This is a genomic window from Streptomyces canarius, from assembly GCF_014650735.1.
GTDB classification, from domain to species: Bacteria; Actinomycetota; Actinomycetes; order Streptomycetales; family Streptomycetaceae; genus Streptomyces; species Streptomyces olivaceoviridis.
In genome coordinates this window covers 306,614-328,535 of record NZ_BMVN01000001.1, presented here as the reverse complement: position 1 = coordinate 328,535, position 21,922 = coordinate 306,614, and the positions used below count along the sequence as shown (strand labels likewise).

The following is a 21,922-nucleotide window of genomic DNA, read 5'->3' as shown; positions in this document are numbered from 1 at the left end:
GCCCGCCCGGTCCTCTGGCATAGAAACACGTTCATGTTCTGGGTCCTTCTCCTGCTCCTGGCCTGGGGTTTCGCCGGTACTGCCTGCACCCGGCTGTGCCTGACGGCCGTCCGCGCGGCAGCCGCGGACGAGCGTGACGCGCCGACGGACGGGGAGCGTGATCTGACGCTGTACGAGGCGGCCTTCCTCTCCGGCGGCCCCGCGCGGGTCGCCGATGTGACCCTGGTCTCCATGGCCCGCCAGCGCCGGCTGCTGCTCGCGCACACCGGCTGGGCCACGGTCGTGGACCCGCGCGGGCGGGACGAGATGGAGCAGTCCGTCATAGGAGCCATAGGGCCGCAGGGGCAGTCGCGGATCGCGCCGGTACGGGCCCGGGCCGCCGGGACCGAGGCCGTGCGCCGGCTGGCCGACGGGCTGGTCCGCGCGGGTCTCGCGGTGCCCGAGGGCACGGGGACGACCGTGGGCGCCGCCGTCCGCCAGGTGCGGGCCTCCGTGCTCGCCGTGGCCGCGCTGGGCGTGACCGCGCTGCTGCTGCCCGTCCAGACCGGGACGCCCCGCCTGCTGGTGGGCCTGTGGTTCGCCCTGCCCCTCACCTTGGCGCTGAGCTGTCTGGCCATCGCCCGGTTCGAGGTGCATCCGTACTCGCGCTGGGCCTCCCCCGCCGGGCAGCGGCTGCTGAGCGCGCTGGCCGGCAAGCCGGCCGGTGACGAGCGGTCGTTCCTCACCTCCGTCGCCGTCCGCGGCATCCGCGCGATAGGCGAACCGGGGTTGCGCGCGGCCTTCACCCACCGCGACCAGCCCTGGCGGGAGTGAGAACCCCCGGGCGGAATCCGGCGGAGCGAGGGCGGCGTCGGGGGCGGCTGCCGGGAGCCGCCCCCGGGAGCCGCTTCCGGGGGGCGGCTTCCGGGGGCGCATAGGGGGCATTGGGGCCGACACCGGCCCGGCGGTGCTTGCCTTCCCCCACGGTCGACCGAAATATCCCTTCTGTCGTCGCCGGGCCGTGGCAGCCGTGCCATCGCCGCCGCGCACCGAAGGGATACGCGATGAAAGCTGCCGCCCTCTACTCGGCCGCCGGTTCCTTGCTCCTGACCACCCTGGCCGCGGCCCCGGCGGGCGGCACGACCGGCACCCCCGACACGGTGGGCGCCCCCGGCGCGGCCGAGCTGCGCGGCACCGCGGTGGCCGTGGCCCGCGCCCGGGCGGCCGGGATCGACTTCGGTCCCTGCGCTGCCGCCGACGTCCCGGAGGCACCGGCCGGCGTGCGGTGCGGCACGGTGAGCGTCCCGCTGGACTACGCGCACCCGAACGGCAAGCGGATCCGGCTGACCGTCAGCCGCGCCCAGGCCACCCACAAGGACCCGCGCAACAGCAAGCGGAGGGTCCCCCGGCAGGGCGCCCTGGTCTTCAACCCGGGCGGCCCCGGCGCCTCCGGCATGTACTTCCCGCTCATCGGGACGATCCCGGCGTGGCAGCGGATCGCCGCCGCCTACGACCTCGTCGGCTACGCCCCGCGCGGAGTGGGCCGGTCGGCGCCGCTGTCCTGCGAGGACCCGAAGAGCTTCTTCAAGGCGCCCACCGCGTCACCGACGCATCCGTCGGAGGAGTACAAGCGGCAGCGCGTCGCGCAGGCGAAGGCGTACGCGCGCGGCTGCGCCCAGCGGTCCGGGAGCGGGCTGCGGTTCTACAACTCGCTCAACAACGCCCGTGACCTGGACGTCCTGCGGGCCGCGCTGGGCGAGGACCGGCTGACCTTCATGGGCGCGTCGTACGGCACCTACTTCGGCGCGCTCTACGCGACGATGTTCCCCTCCCACGTGCGGCGCATGGTGCTGGACTCGGCGGTGAACCCGGACCCGCAGAAGATCTGGTACCGCAGCAACCTGGACCAGTCGGTGGCGTTCGAGGAGCGCTGGGCGGACTTCCGCGACTGGATCGCCCGGCACGACGACGTCTACCGGCTCGGTGCCACGCCCGCGCGGGTGCAGCGCAGCTACGACACCGCGCGCGAACGGCTGGCCGGGAAGGCGGCGGGCGGGACGGTCGGTCCCGGCCAGTTGCAGAACGTCCTCCTGGCGGCCGGGTACTACGACGACTTCTGGCCGAGCCGCGCGGCGGCGCTCTCGGCGTATCTGCACGGCGACCCGAAGCCGCTGGTCCGGCTGGCCACGCCGAGCCCGGAGAGCGCCGCGGAGGCGGAGAACGGCAGCGCGGTGTACACGGCCGTGGAGTGCAACGACGCGCCCTGGCCGACGGACTGGGCGGTGTGGGACCGGGACAACACGCGCCTCGCCCGGGTCGCGCCCTTCGAGACCTGGGACAACGCGTGGATGAACCTGCCGTGCGCCTACTGGCCGGCGCCCCGGCAACGGCCGCTGGACGTGCGGACCGGGCTCGGTGAGCTGCCGCCGGTGCTGGTCCTGGCGGCCGAGCGGGACGCCGCCGCGCCGTACCAGGGCGCGGTGGAGATGAACCGGCGGCTGGCCGGCTCGGTGCTGGTGACCGAGCGGGACGCGGGCACCCACGGCGTCGGGGGCGGGCCCAACAGGTGCGTCAACGGGTACCTGGAGGCGTACCTGCTGGAGGGCCGCGTCCCGGCGCGGCACGCGTCGTGCGCGCCGCGCCCCGAACCGGTCGCCTCCGGCGGTTCGGCCGAGAAGGGGGTTCGGCGGGACGCCCTCAAGGGCAAAGGCGAGCGGCGTTAGGCACGGCTACGGGGATGCGTGGTCAGCTGGTCGGCCGACCGCGGGTTCGCCGTGCTTGATCACGCGCACGCGGCGGAGCCGCACACCGACACGGCCCCGCGCCCCTTTCGGGGCGCCTTACGCCAGGCCCGCCACCAGGTCCGCGATGTCCTTGCGGCGGCCCGTGAAGAACGGGACCTCCTCGCGGACGTGCATGCGGGCCTCGGAGGCGCGCAGGTGGCGCATGAGGTCGACGATGCGGTACAGCTCGTCGGCCTCGAAGGCCAGGATCCACTCGTAGTCGCCGAGGGAGAACGAGGCGACCGTGTTGGCGCGCACGTCCGGGTAGCCGCGGGCCATCTTGCCGTGGTCGGCGAGCATACGGCGGCGGTCCTCGTCGGGCAGCAGGTACCAGTCGTAGGAGCGGACGAAGGGGTAGACGCTCACGTAGTTGCGGGGCGTCTCGTCGGCGAGGAACGCCGGGATGTGCGAGCGGTTGAACTCGGCGGGGCGGTGCAGCGCCATGTTCGACCACACGGGCTCCAGCGCGCGGCCCAGCCTGGTGCGGCGGAAGAGGTTGTACGCCTCCTGGAGCTGGTCGCTGGTCTCGGCGTGCCACCAGATCATGACGTCGGCGTCGGCGCGCAGGCCGGAGACGTCGTAGGTGCCGCGGATCGTCACGTCCTTGGCGGCGAGCTGGTCGAACAGCTCCTGGACCTCGTCGGCGTAACCCGCGCGGTCCTCCGGGAGCACGTCCTTCAGCTTGAAGACGGACCAGAGGGTGTAGCGGATGACCTCGTTGAGGTCCTTGGCCAGCTTGCCCTTGTTCGGGATCCTGCCGGACTCGGTGGTGGGGGCGTCGTCACTCATGGTCCCTATTCTCCCGCTCCGCCGTGCAGGCTCTGCACCGGGTTGGCCGTGAGCTCCCGGACCCCGGTGAGGTCGCCGCCGAGCTGGTCCACCGCCGCGTACGCGCTCGCGATGCAGGCCGGGATGCCGACGCCGTCGTACTGCGCGCCGCACACCGCGAGCCCCGGGAGCTTGGCGATCTGCTCGCGGACGCGGGCCACGCGCGCGTGGTGCCCGACCGGGTACTGCGGCAGGCCGTCGGTCCAGCGGGTGACCCGGGTCCGCAGGGGCACGGCGGCCAGGCCGGTGGCCTCCCGCAGGTCGTGCCGGGAGACCTCCACCAGGTCGGCGTCGTCCCGGCCGAGGACCTCCGTCTCGCCGTGGCGGCCCACGGACGTGCGCAGGACGACCACGTCCGGATCCTCCTCGGCGATCCAGCCCCACTTCCGGGAGGCGAAGGTGGATGCCTTGATGGTGCGGCCGTCGACGGGCGGCACCAGGAAGCCGCTGCCCTCGGGCAGGTTCAGGTCGGCGCGCCGGTAGGCGAGGGTGATCAGGGCCATCGAGGCGTACTCGACGGCGGCCAGCTCGGCGGCGGCCCCCCGGGACTCGGCGCGCAGCAGGGCGGCGGCGGCCGGGGCGGGTACGGCGACGATCACGGCGTCGGCGCGCAGCACGCGCTCCCCGGCGGTGATCTGCCAGCCGCCGGCCGCCTCCCGGCGCAGTTCACGCGCGGGCGTGCCGGTCAGGATCTCGCCGCCCCGCGCGCGCACCGAGTCGGCGACCGCCAGCGGCAGCCGCCCGACCCCGCCGGCGATGCCCATGAAGACCGGTCCGGTCTGCTGCTGGGCGGCGGCCTTCGCCTGGATCTCCCGGACGCCCTCCGTGAGGGAGGCGTGGGTGCGGGCGGCCTGGAAGAGCTGGGGAACGGCGGAGCGCATCGAGATGCGGTAGGCGTCGCCCGCGTACACCCCGCCGAGCAGGGGTTCGACGAGCCGGTCGACGACCTCGCGGCCGAGCCGGGCCGCCACGTACTCCCCCACGGCCACGTCGTCGCCGACCTCGGTGCGGGGCAGGTCGGCGTCGCGCTCGATGCGGGCCAGGCCCTCGTCCGACAGGACGCCGGCCAGGGCGGCGGCGGTGCCGGGCACGCCCATCACATGGCCCTTGGGCATGCGCCGCAGGGCGCCCCGGGTCCAGATCGAGGCGGTCGCGGTGGCGGGCGGCTGGAGCAGCTCGCCGAGGCCGGCCTCGCGCGCGAGGGCCACCGCTTCGGGGCGGCGGGCGAGCATGGACTCGGCGCCCAGGTCGACGCGCACGCCGGCGATCTCGCCGGGCAGCAGCTTGCCGCCGACCCGGTCGCCGGCCTCCAGCACGGTCACCCGCGCTCCGCGCCCCAGCAGCCGGTGCGCTGCGGCCAGCCCGGCGATGCCGGCCCCGATGACGACGACGTGCCCCGGGCTCCCGCCCGGCGCGCTGCTACCCGTTGCGCTCATGCCCCCACTCTCTCAGACCCCACCGACACTCCCGCCGGGAGGCGGTGTCCCAGGCGAGCGGCGGCACCGACGACATGGGCGGCTCCTCCAAGGCCGCCACGGACAGCGAGGCCGCGGCGGGCAGCAAGGACGAGACGGTCGGCGAGGCAGAGGCGGCCGGCGGCCCCGGGGCACGGCCGACGGCGGCGAGGCGGCCGGCGCCAGGGCCGCGCGCGGGACGCCGAAGCTCACCCCGGACGCGATCATCCGCACCGCGTCCCTCACCGTCAGTGTCCCGGCTCGTCGTCTCGTCGCCGACGGGCACGAGCGGACCCGGGTCGTGCTGCGCGTGCCCACCGGGAAGTACGACGAGGTCCTGACCGGCCTCCGGGGAACGGGCCGGGTGGCCGACCGCACGGCCAAGGCGGTCGACGTCACCGACAGGTCGTGGACGTGGACAGCCGGGTGAGGCCGCAGCGGGCCGGCGTGGCCGGGATCCGCGCGCGGATGGACCAGGCGGCCGAGCTGAGCGACGTCGTCGCCCTGGAGGGGGAGCCCAGCAGCCGCCCGGCCGATCTGGAGGCGCTGCGGCCCGGCAGGCGTCCCTGAAGGACCGGACGGGCCTGGCCGCCATCACCCGGTCGCTGTCCGAGACCCCGGTGCGGCAGGCGGACGACTCGCCGGGCTCCACGGACGCGCCGGCGGGCGGCCGGCACGCGTGCGTCGGCGTGCTGCGGTGGATCGCGCCGGCGCTCGGCGCGGCCCTGCCGTTCGTGGCGCTCGCCACGCTGCTGGTGCCGCTGTGGCCACGGGTCGTACGGCCCCGGCTGCCGCGCCGCGCGGAGCCCGCGCCCGCGACGACCGCGCTCGGCCCGCTGCCGTCGGCCCGCCCCGCACCGGGCTCCGCCGGGGCGGCCGGGACGGAAGGAACCGCGCCCCGTAGCGTGTTCCCATGAGCATGAGCGGTGGGCGGGGCAGCGGCGGCAGGGAACGGCTGGTCGTGATCGGCGGCGACGCCGCGGGCATGTCCGCGGCGTCGCAGGCGCGGCGGCTGAGGGGCCCGGAGGAACTGGAGATCGTGGCCTTCGAGCGCGGCCACTCCACCTCCTTCTCGGCGTGCGGCATCCCGTACTGGGTGGGCGGCGAGGTCCCCGAGCGGGACCGGCTCATCGCCCGGACGCCCGAGGAGCACCGGGCACGCGGGATCGATCTGCGGCTGCGCACCGAGGTCACGGAGATCGACGTGCCGGGACAGCGGGTACGCGCGCGTGACGTCGATTCCGGCGCGGAATCCTGGACGCCGTACGACCGGCTCGTCATCGCCACCGGCGCCCGCCCGGTCCGTCCGGACCTGCCCGGTGTGGACGCCCCCGGCGTGCACGGCGTGCAGACCCTGGACGACGGCCAGGCCCTGCTGGACACGCTGGCCCGCACGCGTGGCCGCAGGGCGGTGGTCGTCGGGGCCGGCTACATCGGCGTCGAGATGGCCGAGGCGCTGATCAACCGGGGCTTCGAGGTGACGGTCGTCAACCGCGGCAAGGAGCCCATGTCGACGCTCGACCCGGACATGGGCCGGATGGTGCACCGGGCCATGCAGGGCCTCGGCATCACCATGGTGAACAACGCGGAGGTCACCAAGCTCCTCACCGGGGAGGACGGCCGGGTGCGCGCGGTGGCCACCGAGCACGCCGAGTACCCGGCCGACCTGGTGGTCCTGGGTATCGGCGTCCGCCCGGAGACCGCCCTCGCCCGGGCGGCCGGCCTCCCGCTCGGCGCGCACGGCGGGCTGCTCACCGACCTCGCGATGCGGGTGCGCGGGCACGAGAACATCTGGGCGGGCGGCGACTGCGTGGAGGTGCTGAACCTGGTCTCCGGGCAGGAGCAGTACGTCCCGCTCGGCACCCACGCCAACAAGCACGGCCAGGTCATCGGCACCAACGCCGGCGGCGGCTACGCCACCTTCCCCGGTGTCGTCGGTACGGCGGTCAGCAAGGTCTGCGACCTGGAGATCGCCCGCACCGGACTGCGGGAGAAGGACGCCCGCCGGGTGGGCCTGCGCTTCGAGACGGTCACCATCGAGTCGACCAGCCGCGCCGGCTACTACCCCGGTGCCGCCCCCATGACGGTCAAGATGCTCGCCGAGTTGCGCACGGGCCGGTTGCTGGGCGTGCAGATCGTCGGCAGGGAGGGGGCGGCGAAGCGGGTCGACATCGCGGCGGTGGCGCTGACCGCGCAGATGACGGTGGAACAGATGACGGCCCTGGACCTGGGCTACGCCCCGCCGTTCTCACCGGTGTGGGACCCGATCCTGGTGGCGGCGAGGAAGGCCGTCTCGAAGGTACGGGCAGGCTGACCGGCCGAAGGGGCGCGGGGAAGCGCGACCGGCCACGACGGCACCGCACCCGCGACGCGCCTACGCCGTGCCGGTGATCCGCGGCAGGGCCGAGACCGCCGCCGGCTGCTCCCCGGAGGGCTTCGCGTGGGACGCCGGCGGCCGGGTGGACCGCAGCCGGTAGCTCACCGCCTCGTCCAGCGTCACGGGCCGCTGCATCTGCGAGGCGAGCCGTCCCGCCTCCTGGCCGAGCCGCGCGACGTCCTCCCAGGGGAGCCGTACGACCAGGGAGATCTCCGCCTCACCGTCGGGCAGAGCGTGCATCGCCGAAACCTGCGGAGCGTTCGTCATCGCCTGTTCCTCACGTCGGTTGAGGAGGGATACGCACACGCGCCCGGCGGCGTTCACCGATTCGTACGCCCGATCGCGGGCACTACTTCTGTGTGGTCATCCCCGTCCATGACGTGAATCCGGTGCGCCGCACCCCCTGGGTGACGTACGCCCTCATCGCCGCCAACGTGCTCGTGTTCATCACCACGCCCGGCATAGCCGGTTCCGTGGCCGGCAGCAGCGAGCTGGCGCAGCTGTGCCATCTTCAGGCCTTCATGGACCACTACGCGGCGGTCCCCCGGGAACTGATCCACCATCAGATGCCCCGGGTCGTGCCGACCGGGGAGGTCGGCTTGGGCCCCGGCGGACCGGGCTGCGTCGTCGGGCCGCCCGGCTACGACAAGTCCCCGCCGCTGTCGGTGTTCACGGCGATGTTCCTGCACGGCGGCTGGCTGCACCTGCTGGGCAACATGCTCTTCCTGCTGATCTTCGGCAACAACGTCGAGGACCGGATGGGCCACATCCGCTTCTTCCTCTTCTACGTCGTCTGCGGCTACGCGGCCGGCTACGGCTTCGCGCTGCTCAACGCCACCTCCTCGGACCCCCTGATCGGCGCGTCCGGCGCGATCGCCGGCGTCCTCGGCGCCTATCTGGTCCTCTACCCGAGGGCCAGGGTGTGGGTCCTGGTGCCGTTCCTGGTCTTCCTGCCGCTCAGGCTGCCCGCCTGGCTGGTGCTGGGCTTCTGGTTCGGGCTCCAGGCGGTGTACTCGTCGGGGCACGGGGTGTCCGGCGCCGGCACGGTGGCGTACGCGGCGCACGTGGTCGGCTTCGTGGCGGGCATGCTGCTGGCCTGGCCGCTCAAGCCCGGCACGCCGCCCCCGCCGGAGCCGCCCGGCCTGCTGTTCGGCAGGCGCGCGCGGCCCCACTACTCGTGGTGAGCCGGTACTCGTGGTGAGCCGGCCGGCGGCTCAGCGCGCGGTGGCGGTGTGGACGTACTCCACGAGCCGGGTCAGCGCGTCCGGGTCGGTGTTCGGCATGACGCCGTGGCCGAGGTTGAAGACGTGCCCCTCCAGGCCGGCGGCGGCGTCGAGCACCTCGCGGGCCTTGGCGGTGAGGGTGTCCTTGTCCGTGAACAGGACGGTCGGGTCCAGGTTGCCCTGGAGCGCCTTGCCGGGGCCGACGCGGCGGGCGGCCTCGTCCAGCGGGACGCGCCAGTCGACGCCGACGACGTCCGCGCCGGCCTCGCCCATGAGCCCCAGCAGCTCACCGGTGCCGACGCCGAAGTGGACGCGCGGGACGCCGTACCCGGCGACCGCGTCGAAGACCTTCACGGAGGCCGGCATGACCGACTTCCGGTAGTCGGCGGGGGCCAGGGCTCCGGCCCAGGAGTCGAAGAGCTGGACGGCGCTGGCGCCGGCCTCGATCTGCACCTTCAGGAAGGCGGCCGTGATGTCGGCGAGCCGGTCCAGCAGGTCGGCCCACAGCTCGGGGTCGCCGTACATCATGGCCTTGGCGTTCTCGTACGTGCGCGAGGGACCGCCCTCGACCAGGTAGCTCGCGAGGGTGAACGGCGCGCCCGCGAATCCGATCAGCGGGGTGGCGCCCAGCTCGCGGGTGAGCATGCCGATGGCCTCGGTGACGTAGGAGACGTCCTCGGGGGTGAGGTCGCGCAGCCGGGCGAGGTCGGCGCGGGTGCGGATCGGCTGTTCGACGACCGGGCCGACACCGGGCTTGATGTCGAGGTCGACGCCGATGGCCTTGAGCGGGACGACGATGTCGCTGTAGAAGACCGCCGCGTCCACGCCGAGCCGCCGTACCGGCTGGAGGGTGATCTCGGTGACCAGCTCGGGACGCGTGCAGGACTCCAGCATGGGGATGCCCTCGCGCACCTTGCGGTACTCCGGCAGGGAGCGGCCGGCCTGGCGCATGAACCACACCGGGGTGTGCGGCACGGGTTCGCGCCTGCACGCCTTGAGGAAGGCACTGTCGTACGTCGCTGTCGGCTGCGGGGTGTCATTGGCGGTCACGAGGCAAGTTTCGCATGCCGTCGGACAGGGACCCGGCCGGTGTCCCGCCGGCCGGGCGCAGCCGCGTGGGCCGCAGGGGGGTGTCTTGCCCTGCACGACGCCCCGCTTCCCCTTACTCTTCCCCGCATGGCTGCGGCTCACGGACGAATGTCGGACAGCGCTGACGGAACGGGCGACGTGAAGGACACCGAGGAGACGGACGGGCACCCCGGTGCCTCGGGTCCGCCGGCTTTCCGCACCGCGGTCGAGGCCCTGCGCGGCAGCCGGCTGCGGCCCCAGGTCGAGGTGGAGCCGACGCCCGCCCCGCAGCGGCTCGCCCCCTACGCGTACGCGGTGGAGGCGGTGGTGGTGGACGGCGAGCAGGAGCTGGCCGACGGGCGGCTGGTGCTGCTGCACGACCCGGCCGGACACGACGCCTGGCGGGGCACGTTCCGGCTGGTGACGCTGGTGCGCGCGGAGCTGGAGCCGGAGATGGCGGCCGATCCGCTGCTGCCGGAGGTGTGCTGGTCGTGGCTGACCGGGGCGCTGGCGGCGCGCGGGCTGGGCTACGGCGAGCCGAGCGGCACGATCACCCGGGCCAGTTCGCACTACTTCGGCGGGCTGGCGGAGCGGCCGGCCGCCTCGCAGATCGAGATCCGGGCGTCCTGGACGCCCCGGGAGGGCCTGGGCGGGGTACCGGACACGGCCTCCCACCTGGCCTCCTGGTGCGATCTGCTGGCGCAGGTCGCGGGCCTGCCGCCGGCCGGGCCGGGGGACGCGTCGGTGGTGACCCTGCCGCAGCGCAGGGGCCCGCAGTCCCGGTGACCGGTCGGCGCCAGACCCTTCATTGACCGTCTCTTTGTCGATACGGCCATTTTCCGTACTCGAATCGCACCCGCTCGAACCGACTTGATCTTCGGATGATCGATCGCGTGTCCGAATTGCACAGATTGTTACTCACTAGATCGTGATCATTCTCTAAAGGCGGACGAGTTTGCTGCCGAAGACGACTGTGACCTTGAAAGCACGGTTCGTCCCGGCTTCCTCCCCACAAGCCGGCCCCGTCCCCCCACCCAGGAGGCCTGGTGTCCGTTCTCCTCGAGCAACCCGCAAGCCTGGTCGCCTACCGCCCGAACAAGCCGACCGCCATGGTGGTCGTGGCCGACCCGCGCGTCCGCTCCACCGTCACCCGCCACCTGTGGGCGCTCGGCGTGCGCGATGTCATCGAAGCCTCGTCCATCGCGGAGGCTCGTCCCCGCATCGGCAACCCGCGCGACATCTGCGTCGCCGACGTCCACCTTCCCGACGGCTCCGGCCTCACCCTGCTGTCCGAGACCCGCGCCGCGGGCTGGCCCAACGGACTCGCCCTCTCCGCCGCCGACGACATCGGCGCCGTCCGCAACGCACTGGCCGGCGGCGTCAAGGGCTACGTCGTCACCGGCACCCGCACCAACATCGGGCTCCCCGCCCGGCCCGGCGCCGCTCCCCTCGGCGCCGCCGCCCGTATGCACCGCCGCCCCCCGGGTGCCCCGAGCCACCCGGGCGGCTACCGGGAGCTGTCCGGACGCGAGGTCGAGGTGCTGCGGCTGGTCGCGGAGGGCCAGTCGAACAAGGCGATCGGCGTCTCCATGGGCCTGTCCGCCCTGACCGTGAAGAGCCACCTGGCCCGCATCGCCCGCAAGCTGGGAACGGGCGACCGGGCCGGCATGGTGGCCGTGGCCCTGCGTACCGGGATCATCCACTGAGCCCACCGGACGCCCCCCCATCGGCGGATCCGGCCTTCACTCATGTGAACCAGCCCTTGCCCCGAGCTGACTGGTTTACGCCCCTCTCGCGTCCGTCGACGGAACGTTCCGTCGACGGACGCGGTCCACACACGGATACCCTTGACAGGTGACCGACGCCCAAGACACCGCAGCAGACAGTTCCCTGCGCACCACCGGGGGCACCCCTCCGGACGACGCAGGTTCTTCTGTGATGGGGGCGCCGACTCCTTTGCTCGAACCGCGCGAGGGCATTCCGCCCGTGATCGCCGACGCGGCTGCCCTCGACCGGGTGATCGCCGCCTTCGCCGCCGGCACCGGCCCGGTCGCCGTGGACGCCGAGCGCGCCTCCGGCTACCGCTACGGGCAGCGCGCCTACCTGGTGCAGCTGCGCCGCGAGGGCGCCGGGACCGCGCTGATCGACCCCGTCGCCTGCCCCGACCTGTCCGGCCTCGGCGAGGCCCTGTCCGGCGTGGAGTGGGTGCTGCACGCGGCCACCCAGGACCTGCCGTGCCTGCGCGAGATAGGCATGGTCCCGAGTCGGCTGTTCGACACCGAGCTGGCCGGCCGGCTCGCGGGCTTCCCCCGGGTCGGTCTCGGCGCCATGGTGGAGGGCGTCCTCGGCTTCGTCCTGGAGAAGGGCCACTCCGCCGTCGACTGGTCGACCCGCCCGCTGCCCGAGCCCTGGCTGCGGTACGCGGCGCTCGACGTCGAACTGCTCGTCGACCTGCGCGACGCCCTGGAGAAGGAGCTGGACCGGCAGGGCAAGCTGGAGTGGGCCCTTCAGGAGTTCGACGCGATCGCGTCGGCGCCGCCGGCCGAGCCGCGCAAGGACCCCTGGCGCCGCACGTCCGGGATGCACAAGGTGCGCCGGCGCCGGCAGCTCGCGGTCGTGCGCGAGCTCTGGCAGACGCGGGACCGGATCGCGCAGCGGCGGGACGTGTCGCCGGGGAAGGTGCTGAGCGACACGGCCATCGTGGAGGCGGCGCTGGCCCTGCCGGGCAATGTGCACGTCCTCGCCGGGCTGAACGGGTTCGGGCACCGGATGGGGCGGCGGCAGCTTGAGCAGTGGCAGGCCGCGGTGGACCGGGCCAAGGCCCTTCCCGACAGTGCGCTGCCGCAGCCGGGGCAGCCGGTGACGGGGCCTCCGCCGCCGCGTGCCTGGGCCGACAAGGATCCGGCCGCCGCGGCCCGGCTGTCCGCCGCCCGGGCGGGGGTGACCGCGCTGGCCGAGCGGCTCACCATGCCTCAGGAGAACGTGATCTCCCCGGACACGGTGCGGCGGATCTGCTGGGAGCCGCCGGCGTCCGTCGACGAGGAGTCCGTGGGCGCCGCGCTGGCCGGGTACGGCGCGCGGCCCTGGCAGATCGAGCTGGTCACACCGGTGCTGGTCGACGCGCTGTCGGTGCGGGGCTGAGGAGTCGTCACCGGGTCGCTCCTCGCACGAAGCCGTTGCAGACGAACCGCTGGGGTGCAAGGAAGACGATCAGGGTCGGCAGGATCACCAGGACCGTGCCCGCCGAGATGATCTCCCAGTGGGCGCCGTAGGGGCCGCGGAAGCGGAACAGGAACGTCGAGATCACGCCAAGATCCTGGGAGGCATGGAGAGGAAGGGGATGTGGAAGTCGTTGTAGACGGCTATCCCCTTCACGATCACCACCGTGGCGATCGCCGAGCACGGGGCAGGGTCCGGGCTCGCACCCCGTACCCATGCCGGTACTGACGCCCCGAGGGTCCACAGCGCCGCCCCGGTGGGCCCCGGAGGATGTGACCTTCGCCGCTCCCGCCTCCCGGACTGTGCAGCTACGTTACTCATAAGTAGCATGGTCCTGAGCGCGCGCTCAGCGCAACGCAGCAGTGCCATCCGCACAGGAGGAGAGCCATCGTGCCTCGTACCGTCAGGGACGTCGTCTTCGTCGACGGCGTCCGTACCCCGTTCGGCAAGGCGGGCCCGAAGGGCATCTACCACGAGACCCGCGCCGACGACCTTGTCGTGAAGGCGATCCGGGAGCTGCTGCGCCGCAACCCCGGTCTGGACCCGAAGAAGATCGACGAGGTCGCCATCGCGGCGACCACCCAGATCGGTGACCAGGGCCTGACCCTGGGCCGTACCGCCGGCATCCTCGCGGGCCTGCCGCAGTCCGTGCCCGGTTACTCCATCGACCGCATGTGCGCCGGCGCGCTGACCGCCGTGACGACCACCGCCGGTTCGATCGCCTTCGGCGCCTACGACGCCGTCATCGCCGGTGGCGTCGAGCACATGGGCCGCCACCCGATGGGCGAGGGCGTCGACCCGAACCCGCGGTTCGTGAGCGAGAAGCTGGTGGACGAGTCGGCCCTGTTCATGGGCATGACCGCGGAGAACCTGCACGACCGCTACCCGCACATCACCAAGCTGCGCGCCGACGAGTACGCGGTGCGCTCCCAGGAGAAGGCCGCCAAGGCGTACGCCAACGGCAAGATCCAGCAGGACCTGGTGCCGATCTCGGTGCGCCGGACCAGCCCGGAGGGCGGGGAGACCGGCTGGGGCCTGGTCACCGCCGACGAGCCGATGCGCCCGGGGACCACCCTGGAGAACCTGGCGACCCTCAAGACGCCGTTCCGTGTGCACGGCCGGGTCACCGCCGGCAACGCGGCCGGTCTGAACGACGGCGCCACCGCGTCGATCATCGCGAGCGAGGACTTCGCCCGCGAGAACGGCCTGCCGGTCAAGATGCGCCTGGTGTCGTACGCCTTCGCCGGCGTCGAGCCGGAGGTCATGGGCTACGGCCCGATCCCGGCCACGGAGAAGGCCCTCGCCAAGGCGGGCCTGTCCATCTCCGACATCGGCCTGTTCGAGATCAACGAGGCCTTCGCCGTGCAGGTGCTGGCCTTCCTCGACCACTACGGCATCGCGGACGACGACGAGCGCGTCAACCAGTACGGCGGCGCCATCGCCTTCGGCCACCCGCTGGCCTCCTCCGGCGTCCGCCTGATGACGCAGCTGGCCCGCCAGTTCGAGGAGCAGCCGCAGGTCCGCTACGGCCTGACCACCATGTGCGTCGGCTTCGGCATGGGCGCGACGGTCATCTGGGAGAACCCGCACTTCGAGGGGGACAAGTGAGCACCACCGCCGAGCTTCTGAAGCAGGCCTCGGACCTGTTCCCCGACGAGGTCGTCACCAGCGCGCACGTACGCCACTTCGACTTCCCCGCCGGCGCCGGCCGCTTCGCGCTGATCACGCTGGACAACGGCCTGGACCACACCAAGCCGACCACCTTCGGCCCGGCCTCGCTGGCGAACCTGAACACCGCCATCGACCAGGTCGAGAAGGAGGCCGCGGACGGCGAGATCGTCGGTGTCGGCATCACCGGCAAGCCGTTCATCTTCGCGGTCGGCGCCGACCTCAAGGGCGTCGAACTGCTGAAGGAGCACGAGCACGCGCTCGCCATCGGCAAGGGCGGCCACGAGGTCTTCAAGCGCCTCTCGGGCCTGGCCGTGCCGACCTTCGCCTACTACAACGGCGCCGCCATGGGCGGCGGCGTCGAGGTCGGCCTGCACTGCGCCTACCGCACCGTCTCCAAGGCGATCCCGGCGTTCTCGCTGCCCGAGGTCTTCCTCGGCCTGGTGCCCGGCTGGGGCGGCTGCACGCTGCTGCCGAACCTGATCGGCCCCGAGAAGGCCGTCTCGGTCATCATCGAGAACTCGCTCAACCAGAACAAGCAGCTCAAGGGCCAGCAGGTCTTCGACCTCGGGATCGCGGACGCGCTCTTCGAGGGTGCCGACTTCCTGGAGCAGTCGCTGATCTGGACCGCCCAGGTGCTCAAGGGCGACGTCAAGGTCGAGCGCCCGGTGATCGACCGCGGCGAGGCCTGGGACCAGGCCGTCGCCAAGGGCCGCTTCATCGCGGACTCCAAGGTGCACGGCGCGGCCCCGGCCGCCTACCGCGCCCTCGACATCATCGCCGCCGCGAAGAACGAGGACCTCCAGCAGGGCTTCGACGCCGAGGACCAGGCCCTCGCCGACCTGATCATGGGCGGTGAACTGCGCGCCGGCATCTACGCCTTCAACCTGGTGCAGAAGCGCGGCAAGCGTCCGGCCGGCGCCCCGGACAAGAACCTGGCGCGCCCGGTCACCAAGGTGGGCGTGGTCGGCGCGGGCCTCATGGCCTCGCAGCTCGCGCTCCTCTTCCTGCGCCGCCTGGAGGTGCCGGTCGTGCTGACCGACATCGACCAGGAGCGGGTCGACAAGGGTGTGGGCTACGTCCACGCCGAGATCGACAAGCTGCTCGGCAAGGGCCGGATCAACCAGGACAAGGCCAACCGCCTCAAGGCGCTGGTGACCGGTGTCCTGGACAAGGCGGAGGGCTTCTCCGACGCGGACTTCGTCATCGAGGCCGTGTTCGAGGAGATCGGCGTCAAGCAACAGGTGTTCGCGGAGGTCGAGGCGGTCGCCCCGGCGCACGCGATCCTCGCCACCAACACCTCGTCCCTGTCGGTGACGGAGATGGCGTCGAAGCTCAAGCACCCCGAGCGGGTCGTGGGCTTCCACTTCTTCAACCCGGTGGCCGTCCTCCCGCTGCTGGAGATCGTCCGCGGCGAGAAGACCGACGACGCGTCCCTGGCGACCGCGTTCGCCGTCGCCAAGAAGCTGAAGAAGACCGCGGTGCTGGTCAAGGACGCCCCGGCGTTCGTCGTGAACCGCATCCTGACCCGCTTCATGGGCGAGATCCAGAACGTCATCGACGAGGGCACCCCGGTCGAGGTCGCCGAGAAGGCCGTCGAGCCGCTCGGTCTGCCGATGTCCCCGCTGGTGCTGCTGGAGCTGGTCGGCCCCGCCATCGGTCTGCACGTCTCCGAGACGCTGCACGGCGCGTTCCCGGACCGCTTCACGGTCTCCCCGAACCTCAAGGCGGTCGTGGAGGCGGGCAAGCGCGGCTTCTACGTCTACGACAGCGGCAAGCCGGAGCTGGACCCGGAGGTCGCCGCGCTGCTCAAGCAGGGCGATGTCGTGCTGACCGAGGAGCAGGTGCGGGCGCGGGTGCTGGACGCGGTGGCGCAGGAGATCGGGCTCATGCTCGACGAGGGCGTCGTCGCCGAGGCCCAGGACATCGACCTGTGCCTGATCACGGGCGCCGGCTGGCCCTTCCACCTGGGCGGCATCACGCCGTACCTGGACCGTGAGGGCGTCAGCGAGCGCGTCAACGGCAAGCGGTTCCTCGCTCCGGGCGTGGCGAGCGTCCCGGCGTGACGCTCCGCCGGTGACCGCCGGGTGCCCGCACTCCTGCCGGGGTGCGGGCACCCGGCGTTTGCGTGCACCGGCCGGGGCTCAGGTCCGGGGCCGGCCGTCCTCAACGTGGACGACGTGGAGGTCCCTGCCGTCCCGGTCGCGGCGGGAACGCCCGAGCATGCCCACGGCCAGGTGCGAGGGGTCCTCGGACTCCTCAAGGGCGACGAAGGTGACGACGTCCGGATGGTGGCCCGTCACCAGCCAGCCCTCGCCGTTCTTCAGTTCGAGCACACGGAAGTCGCCCGCCGGACCGCCCACGCTCACGGGGCCGTACGCGCGCAGGATCTCGGTGGCCCGGTCGGCGAGCCCTCCCCCGGGCTCCTCCAGCACCACGCACGTGCCGTGCTCGAACAGCACCCACGGTTTTCCGGATCCGGCGAGGAGACGCCGCCAGGCGTCGATGAGTGTCTCGGTGTCCACGACGGCCATCCCATCATGGCGCGCTCAGACCTCCCGCCACGCCTCCAGCGCCAGCCCCGGCTCGTCCTTGCGCCGGGTCAGCAGGAGCCGTCCGGTCGACGGGGACAACGTTGCCGCCACCACCCGGTCCTCCTCGTCCGTCGTGAGGGACACCAGCGCGTCCAGCGGGAGTTCGGGGCCCGACTCGGTCCACCAGGCGCCCGCCGACTCCAGCTCGGTCGGATACGCGGCGAAGGCGACGCGGCGGCTCTCGGTCCGCTGGACCAGCAGGGTGCAGTCGTGGCCGTCCAGGTCGCAGCGGACCGCCGACACCGGGCCGGGGCCGGCCGCGGGCAGCAGGGTGACCGGCTCGCCGCCCGGACGCCAGGCGCACAGGTCGCCGGAGGTGCCGGTGTAGAAGACGGTCGTACGCTCCGGGGAGGTGGCCAGGGCGCGCAGGGTGCCCGGGCGAACCGGCGCCTTCAGCGCCTCCTGGAGCACGGGCTGGGTGCCCGGCTCCTCCTGACGCCAGTACAGCAGGCCCTGCGGGACGGCCGCGTACAGCTCGACCCGGCCGGACTCCCCCGTGACCGCCGCGAGTCCGTCCTGGACCTCCTTGCCCTCGAGGTCCCGCCAGGGGTCCCAGCCGCCCTTCTCCTTCTGGGCGAGCATGCCGACCCCGCCGCCCTTGTTGCGGACGAAGACATGGGCGCGGCCCTGGGCGTCCACCGCGACGGCGGGCGTGCCGGTGCGGTCGCCCTTCTTGTCCGGGTGGCCGACCGGGTGCCAGTCCAGGGCCGCCAGGTGCGGGCGGAAGTGCGTGGAGTGCACCAGCCCGGACTCGCCCTGGACGGTGGGCCGCCAGGAGACCAGGTGGGCGTAGCCGTCGGCGCCCTGGCCGACCGCCAGGACGGTGTGCAGTTTCTGTTCGCCGCCGACCTTGCGCGGGGCGGACCAGGGGCCGCGGGGGCCGCGCTCCGCCCGGCACAGGACGGCGTCGCCCGACAGCTGGTAGACACTGAGCCGGCCGTCTCGGCCGCGGAGGAGCCAGTCGCCGTTCACCGGTTCACTTTAAGCCGCTCGGTACCGGCCCCGGGGCCCGGCCCCCGGCCACGGCCATGGGACCCTGGGGTGCATGACCGACCCCCTCGGCCCCGTTTCCCCCGCCCCCTCCCCCCTGCTCGTCGTGGTGGACGGCGCGAACGTCGTCGGGTCGCGGCCCGACGGCTGGTGGCGGGACCGCAAGGGGGCGGCCGAGCGGCTGCGGGACCGGCTGGCGAGCGAGGGGCTGCCCGGGCACACGGGGCCCGTGGAGATCGTGCTCGTGGTCGAGGGCGCGGCCCGGGGCGTGGCATCCGTCCCGGGCGTGCGGGTGGAGTCGGCACCGGGCAGCGGGGACGACCGGATCGTGGAGCTGACCGCCGAGCACGCCGGCCGGGCCCTTCTGGTGGTGACCGCCGACCGCGAACTGCGCCGCCGGGTGACGGCCCTGGGCGCGGAGGTGACGGGCCCCCGCACGATCCTGGGCTGAGCGGCACCACCCGTTCACGGGACCAGAAAGCCGCCCGCCGGCACCCGCCCCTGGCGCCCGCGAGGCCACCGCCGTCCCGTCGGCACGGCGGCCTCGCCGTCAGCCCTCCGGCAGCCGGGCGTACAGGACCGCGCCGTCCACCCTGGCCACCTCGGTGTAACCCGCCGTCAGCAGGCGGTGCAGGGTGGGCAGGCGGGCGGGGGCGTACGGCTCGCCGCGGGAGTCGTCGACGACCAGGGCGGGTGCGTGCGCGGTCATCTCGCGCCGGAAGACCGGCCAGGCACCGGCGACGGCGTACTTCTCGCCGACCTGGGGGCCGTCCCGGCCGCCGCTGTAGTTGGTGAGCAGGCCCGCGGTGAGGTAGCGGGTGGCGGGGGTGCGGCCGGCCAGCCAGTACGTCTCCGGGTGTATCCCCCAGACGAGGACCCGGTCGGCGGGTGCCGTGCGGTGCGCGAGGGCCGCCGCCAGCCGTTCGGCGTGCGCGAGGTCGGGGCGCGGGGCGAACAGGCCCCAGCCGACGAAGAGGGCGCAGCAGCAGGCCGAGGTGAGTACGGCGGCCGGGTGCCCGTCCCGGGGCAGGACGTGCAGCGCGGCGGTGGCCAGCAGGGCGAGCGGCGGGGTGAGTTGCAGGTAGTAGTGGCCGAAGAAGTGGCAGCCGAGGACCACGGCGACCGCGGAGGAGGCCAGCCACAGCCAGAGCCACACCTCGGCCGCCTTGGCGCGGGCGCCCCGCAGGGCCCGTACGACCGGCGGGAGCAGCCCCGCCGACGCCACCGCCAGGATCGCGGTGTTGGTCAGCGCGCGGACCAGGACGTGGAGTTCGGAGCCGGTGACGGAGGCGTAGGCGGCGGAGCCGGTCACCGTCCAGAACAGGAAGCCGGCCGGGTCCGTCGCCAGGGCCGCGCCGAGCACGGGTACGGCGCAGCCGGCCGCGAGCCGTGGCAGGCCCGCGCGGCTGCCGCCCCGCTGGTGCAGCAGCCAGGCCACCGGCAGCAGCACCGCGCCGCCGGTCTGCTTGGTGAGGAACGCGGCGGCGACGGCGACCCCGGCGGCGCCCCAGCGCCCCCGGTCGGCACACCACAGGGCGGCGACCGTCCAGGGCAGCATGAACACCTCGAAGGTGGCGGCCTGCGCGTCCTCGGGGTTGAGCCCGACGGAGACCAGCAGGTAGAGCACCCCGGCGGTGCGGCCCGCGCGCTCGCCCCAGCGGCGGCGGGCCAGGGAGGCCAGCAGGACGGCGGTGAGCAGCTGGGCGAGGACGGCGAGCACCCGCAGCGGGGTCAGGGAGCCGGAGCCGCAGAGCGCGAACGCGGCCTGGTAGAGCCAGGGCAGCAGCGGCGGCTTGCGGTCCACGACCGTGTCGTACAGCTCCCCGCCCTGGGCGAGGAGGCGCGCCTGTACGGCGAGGAAGCCCTCGTCCGGGTTCCACAGCGGCCGGCGGAAGGAGGGGATCCGGGTGACGCAGGCCAGGGTCGCCAGGAGGGGCAGCAGCCGCGCCCAGTACGCCGTCCGGGTGACCGTGGTCCGTGCGGGGGCGAGCGGGGCGGCGAGCATGGTCCGCACGCTATCCGGCCCCGCCGTCCCAGCCGAAGCGGGACATACGGGACCGGGGCGCGAGTGTGCGGGTTACCCGGTCGTCTTCGGCGGGCGCGCGGCCTCGCCGGCCGCGGTCTCCTCGCGCCGGGCGAGACGGCTGTGCGAACGGCCGTAGAAGAAGTAGACGAAGAAGCCGATGACCATCCAGATGGCGAACCGGATCCAGGTCTCGGCGGGCAGGTTGAGCATCAGCCACAGCGAGGCGCACACGGACAGGATCGGGACGACCGGGACCCACGGGGTGCGGAAGGCGCGGTGCAGGTCCGGGCGGGACTTGCGCAGGATGATGACGCTGAGGGCGACGACGATGAACGCGAACAGCGTGCCGATGTTCACCAGTTCGGCGAGTTCGCTGAGGCTGGTGAAACCCGCGACGATCGCGATGACGCCGCCGAGCAGGATGGTGGACCGGTACGGGGTGCGGAACCGCGGGTGGGTGTGCGAGAAGAAGCGGGGCAGCAGCCCGTCGCGGCTCATGGCGAAGAAGACCCGGGACTGGCCGAGCAGCAGGATCATGCAGACCGTGGTCAGGCCGACGGCGGCGCCGAAGCTGATCAGGCCCGCGTACCAGGGGTGCCCGGTGGCCTTGAACGCGTCGGCGAGGGGCGCCTTCACGGACAGCGCGCTGTACTTCTGCATGCCGGTGACGACGATCGACACGGCGACGTACAGGGCGGTGCAGATGATCAGGGAGCCGAGGATGCCGCGCGGGACGTCGCGCTGCGGGTTGCGGGTCTCCTCGGCGGCGGTGGCGACGACGTCGAAGCCGATGAACGCGAAGAAGACCACGGAGGCCGCGGTGAAGATGCCCATGACGCCGAAGTGCGAGGGCGCCCAGCCGATCATCAGCTGGATCAGGGGGGCCTTGAGGTTCCCGCTCGCCTCGGCGGACTGCGCCTTCGGGATGAAGGGGTCGTAGTTCCCGCTCTTCACGAAGAAGGCACCCGCGATGATCACGACGAGGACGACGGCCACCTTGACCGCGACGACCACGGAGGTGACCCGTGCGGACAGCTTCATGCCGATGACGAGGATGGCGGTGAGCACCAGGACGAGGGCCGCGGCGAGGATGTCGAAGCCGAAGCCGGTGGCGCCGTCCCGGCCGGAGAGGGCCTCGGGCAGGTGCCAGCCCGCGTTGTCGAGCAGCGAGGCTATGTAGCCGGACCATCCGACCGCGACCACGGCCGTGCCGAGCGCCAGTTCGAGGACGAGGTCCCAGCCGATGATCCAGGCGGGGAGTTCGCCGAGCGAGGCGTAGGAGAAGGTGTAGGCGGAGCCCGCCACGGGGACGGTGGAGGCGAACTCGGCGTAGCAGAGGGCGGCGAGCGCGCAGACGACACCGGCCACGGCGAAGGACAGCGACACGGCGGGGCCGGCGGTGTTCTTCGCCGCCGTGCCGGTGAGGACGAAGATGCCGGTGCCGATGATGACACCGACGCCGAACACGGTCAGATCGAGGGCGGTCAGCGACTTCTTGAGCGAGTGTTCGGGTTCCTCGGTGTCCAGGATGGACTGCTCGACGTTTTTCGTCCGGAACAGCGCGTTGCTCACGTACCTACCTCCCACGCTTGTGAGACCTCGATATGGCTCAACATGATCGAGAGGGCCTGGGAGCGTATTCCCCGGCACAGGCAGGTTCACGCAAACGGGCCGGTTCCGCCACCGGGAGAAGCGGCGGAACCGGCCCGTGGA

General features: G+C 73.2%; 18 protein-coding genes and 2 pseudogenes. 11 read left to right on the top strand and 9 right to left on the bottom strand.

Translation table 11 applies throughout. The features are described from left to right. The first annotated feature begins 33 nt into the window (after positions 1–33). Together IE294_RS01305 and IE294_RS01300 are read left to right on the top strand one after the other, a co-directional pair. Positions 34–813 (top strand): TIGR04222 domain-containing membrane protein, encoded by a 780-nt coding sequence (locus IE294_RS01305; protein WP_189881347.1) that lies wholly within the window; start codon positions 34–36, stop codon positions 811–813. Between the two features lie 230 nt (positions 814–1,043). Beyond that, complete coding sequence (locus IE294_RS01300; protein ID WP_189881345.1) at positions 1,044–2,702, top strand: alpha/beta hydrolase; 1,659 nt, start codon at positions 1,044–1,046, stop codon at positions 2,700–2,702. Between the two features lie 117 nt (positions 2,703–2,819). On the opposite strand, the gene hemQ is transcribed toward IE294_RS01300, so the two are convergent. Both hemQ and hemG read right to left on the bottom strand, forming a co-directional pair. Continuing rightward, a complete protein-coding gene (gene hemQ, locus IE294_RS01295) occupies positions 2,820–3,551 on the bottom strand; it encodes a hydrogen peroxide-dependent heme synthase (RefSeq protein ID WP_189881343.1) in 732 nt (243 codons plus the stop codon). A 5-nt stretch (positions 3,552–3,556) separates the two neighbouring features. Continuing rightward, positions 3,557–5,026, bottom strand: a complete 1,470-nt coding sequence (gene hemG / locus IE294_RS01290) for a protoporphyrinogen oxidase (protein WP_189881341.1) — start codon at positions 5,024–5,026, stop codon at positions 3,557–3,559. Between hemG and IE294_RS49555 the strand changes: the two are divergent. Both IE294_RS49555 and IE294_RS01275 read left to right on the top strand, forming a co-directional pair. Beyond that, positions 4,959–5,961, top strand: a pseudogene (locus tag IE294_RS49555) (DUF4349 domain-containing protein). The gene hemG and the pseudogene IE294_RS49555 overlap by 68 nt on opposite strands. Further along, positions 5,958–7,358 (top strand): FAD-dependent oxidoreductase, encoded by a 1,401-nt coding sequence (locus tag IE294_RS01275; RefSeq protein WP_189881336.1) that lies wholly within the window; start codon positions 5,958–5,960, stop codon positions 7,356–7,358. The pseudogene IE294_RS49555 and the gene IE294_RS01275 overlap by 4 nt, the downstream one beginning before the upstream one ends. 60 nt (positions 7,359–7,418) lie before the next feature. On the opposite strand, the gene IE294_RS01270 is transcribed toward IE294_RS01275, so the two are convergent. After that, a complete protein-coding gene (locus tag IE294_RS01270; RefSeq protein WP_189814179.1) occupies positions 7,419–7,661 on the bottom strand; it encodes a hypothetical protein in 243 nt (80 codons plus the stop codon). Between the two features lie 119 nt (positions 7,662–7,780). On the opposite strand from IE294_RS01270, the gene IE294_RS01265 reads away from it, so the two are divergent. Then, entirely contained in the window at positions 7,781–8,605 is an 825-nt protein-coding gene (locus IE294_RS01265; RefSeq protein WP_189881335.1) for a rhomboid family intramembrane serine protease, read from the top strand. Positions 8,606–8,635: 30 nt separating this feature from the next. Here IE294_RS01265 and hemE read toward each other — a convergent pair whose 3' ends face one another. Next, positions 8,636–9,694 carry a uroporphyrinogen decarboxylase gene (gene hemE / locus IE294_RS01260; protein ID WP_189881334.1) on the bottom strand — a complete coding sequence of 353 codons (1,059 nt, stop codon included), beginning with the start codon at positions 9,692–9,694 and terminating at the stop codon, positions 8,636–8,638. A gap of 126 nt (positions 9,695–9,820) precedes the next feature. Between hemE and IE294_RS01255 the strand changes: the two genes are divergently transcribed. The 3 genes from IE294_RS01255 (at position 9,821) to IE294_RS01245 (ending at position 12,853) form a co-directional block, all read left to right on the top strand. Continuing rightward, complete coding sequence (locus IE294_RS01255) at positions 9,821–10,498, top strand: DUF3000 domain-containing protein (protein ID WP_078611836.1); 678 nt, start codon at positions 9,821–9,823, stop codon at positions 10,496–10,498. Between the two features lie 260 nt (positions 10,499–10,758). Further along, positions 10,759–11,418, top strand: coding sequence for a response regulator transcription factor (locus IE294_RS01250; RefSeq protein WP_014675646.1), 660 nt, complete (start codon positions 10,759–10,761; stop codon positions 11,416–11,418). 148 nt (positions 11,419–11,566) lie between these two features. Further along, positions 11,567–12,853, top strand: coding sequence for a ribonuclease D (locus IE294_RS01245; RefSeq protein ID WP_189881333.1), 1,287 nt, complete (start codon positions 11,567–11,569; stop codon positions 12,851–12,853). 7 nt (positions 12,854–12,860) lie between these two features. Here IE294_RS01245 and IE294_RS01240 read toward each other — a convergent pair. Continuing rightward, positions 12,861–13,108 (bottom strand): annotated as a pseudogene (locus tag IE294_RS01240) (carbohydrate ABC transporter permease); the annotation flags it as partial. A 213-nt stretch (positions 13,109–13,321) separates the two neighbouring features. Here IE294_RS01240 and IE294_RS01235 point away from each other — a divergent pair. Next, the gene (locus tag IE294_RS01235; RefSeq protein ID WP_189881332.1) at positions 13,322–14,539 is read left to right on the top strand and encodes a thiolase family protein; all 1,218 of its coding nucleotides are present in this window, start codon (positions 13,322–13,324) and stop codon (positions 14,537–14,539) included. Then, the gene (locus IE294_RS01230; protein ID WP_189881331.1) at positions 14,536–16,665 is read left to right on the top strand and encodes a 3-hydroxyacyl-CoA dehydrogenase NAD-binding domain-containing protein; all 2,130 of its coding nucleotides are present in this window, start codon (positions 14,536–14,538) and stop codon (positions 16,663–16,665) included. Before IE294_RS01235 ends, IE294_RS01230 begins: the two co-directional genes overlap by 4 nt. Positions 16,666–16,743: 78 nt before the next feature. Here the strand turns inward: IE294_RS01230 and IE294_RS01225 are convergent, their stop codons facing one another. Next, complete coding sequence (locus IE294_RS01225; protein ID WP_189881330.1) at positions 16,744–17,133, bottom strand: hypothetical protein; 390 nt, start codon at positions 17,131–17,133, stop codon at positions 16,744–16,746. Between the two features lie 15 nt (positions 17,134–17,148). Next, positions 17,149–18,165, bottom strand: a complete 1,017-nt coding sequence (locus IE294_RS01220; protein WP_189881329.1) for a PLL family lectin — start codon at positions 18,163–18,165, stop codon at positions 17,149–17,151. Between the two features lie 73 nt (positions 18,166–18,238). Between IE294_RS01220 and IE294_RS01215 the strand changes: the two genes are divergently transcribed. Further along, positions 18,239–18,634, top strand: coding sequence for a PIN domain-containing protein (locus tag IE294_RS01215; protein WP_189881328.1), 396 nt, complete (start codon positions 18,239–18,241; stop codon positions 18,632–18,634). 99 nt (positions 18,635–18,733) lie between these two features. On the opposite strand, the gene IE294_RS01210 is transcribed toward IE294_RS01215, so the two are convergent. Both IE294_RS01210 and IE294_RS01205 read right to left on the bottom strand, forming a co-directional pair. Then, the gene (locus IE294_RS01210) at positions 18,734–20,188 is read right to left on the bottom strand and encodes an ArnT family glycosyltransferase (RefSeq protein WP_189881327.1); all 1,455 of its coding nucleotides are present in this window, start codon (positions 20,186–20,188) and stop codon (positions 18,734–18,736) included. A gap of 72 nt (positions 20,189–20,260) precedes the next feature. Continuing rightward, on the bottom strand, positions 20,261–21,781 hold the full coding sequence (locus tag IE294_RS01205) for an amino acid permease (protein WP_189881326.1): 1,521 nt from the start codon (positions 21,779–21,781) through the stop codon (positions 20,261–20,263). Positions 21,782–21,922 lie beyond the last annotated feature (141 nt).

Coding starts and splice junctions, on each gene's coding strand:
- IE294_RS01305 (WP_189881347.1), top strand. CDS start 34: ATGTTCTGGGTCCTTCTCCTGCTCCTGGCCTGGGGTTTCGCCGGTACT.
- IE294_RS01300 (WP_189881345.1), top strand. CDS start 1,044: ATGAAAGCTGCCGCCCTCTACTCGGCCGCCGGTTCCTTGCTCCTGACC.
- hemQ (WP_189881343.1), bottom strand. CDS start 3,551: ATGAGTGACGACGCCCCCACCACCGAGTCCGGCAGGATCCCGAACAAG.
- hemG (WP_189881341.1), bottom strand. CDS start 5,026: ATGAGCGCAACGGGTAGCAGCGCGCCGGGCGGGAGCCCGGGGCACGTC.
- IE294_RS01275 (WP_189881336.1), top strand. CDS start 5,958: ATGAGCATGAGCGGTGGGCGGGGCAGCGGCGGCAGGGAACGGCTGGTC.
- IE294_RS01270 (WP_189814179.1), bottom strand. CDS start 7,661: ATGCACGCTCTGCCCGACGGTGAGGCGGAGATCTCCCTGGTCGTACGG.
- IE294_RS01255 (WP_078611836.1), top strand. CDS start 9,821: ATGGCTGCGGCTCACGGACGAATGTCGGACAGCGCTGACGGAACGGGC.
- IE294_RS01225 (WP_189881330.1), bottom strand. CDS start 17,133: ATGGCCGTCGTGGACACCGAGACACTCATCGACGCCTGGCGGCGTCTC.
- IE294_RS01215 (WP_189881328.1), top strand. CDS start 18,239: ATGACCGACCCCCTCGGCCCCGTTTCCCCCGCCCCCTCCCCCCTGCTC.
- IE294_RS01210 (WP_189881327.1), bottom strand. CDS start 20,188: ATGCTCGCCGCCCCGCTCGCCCCCGCACGGACCACGGTCACCCGGACG.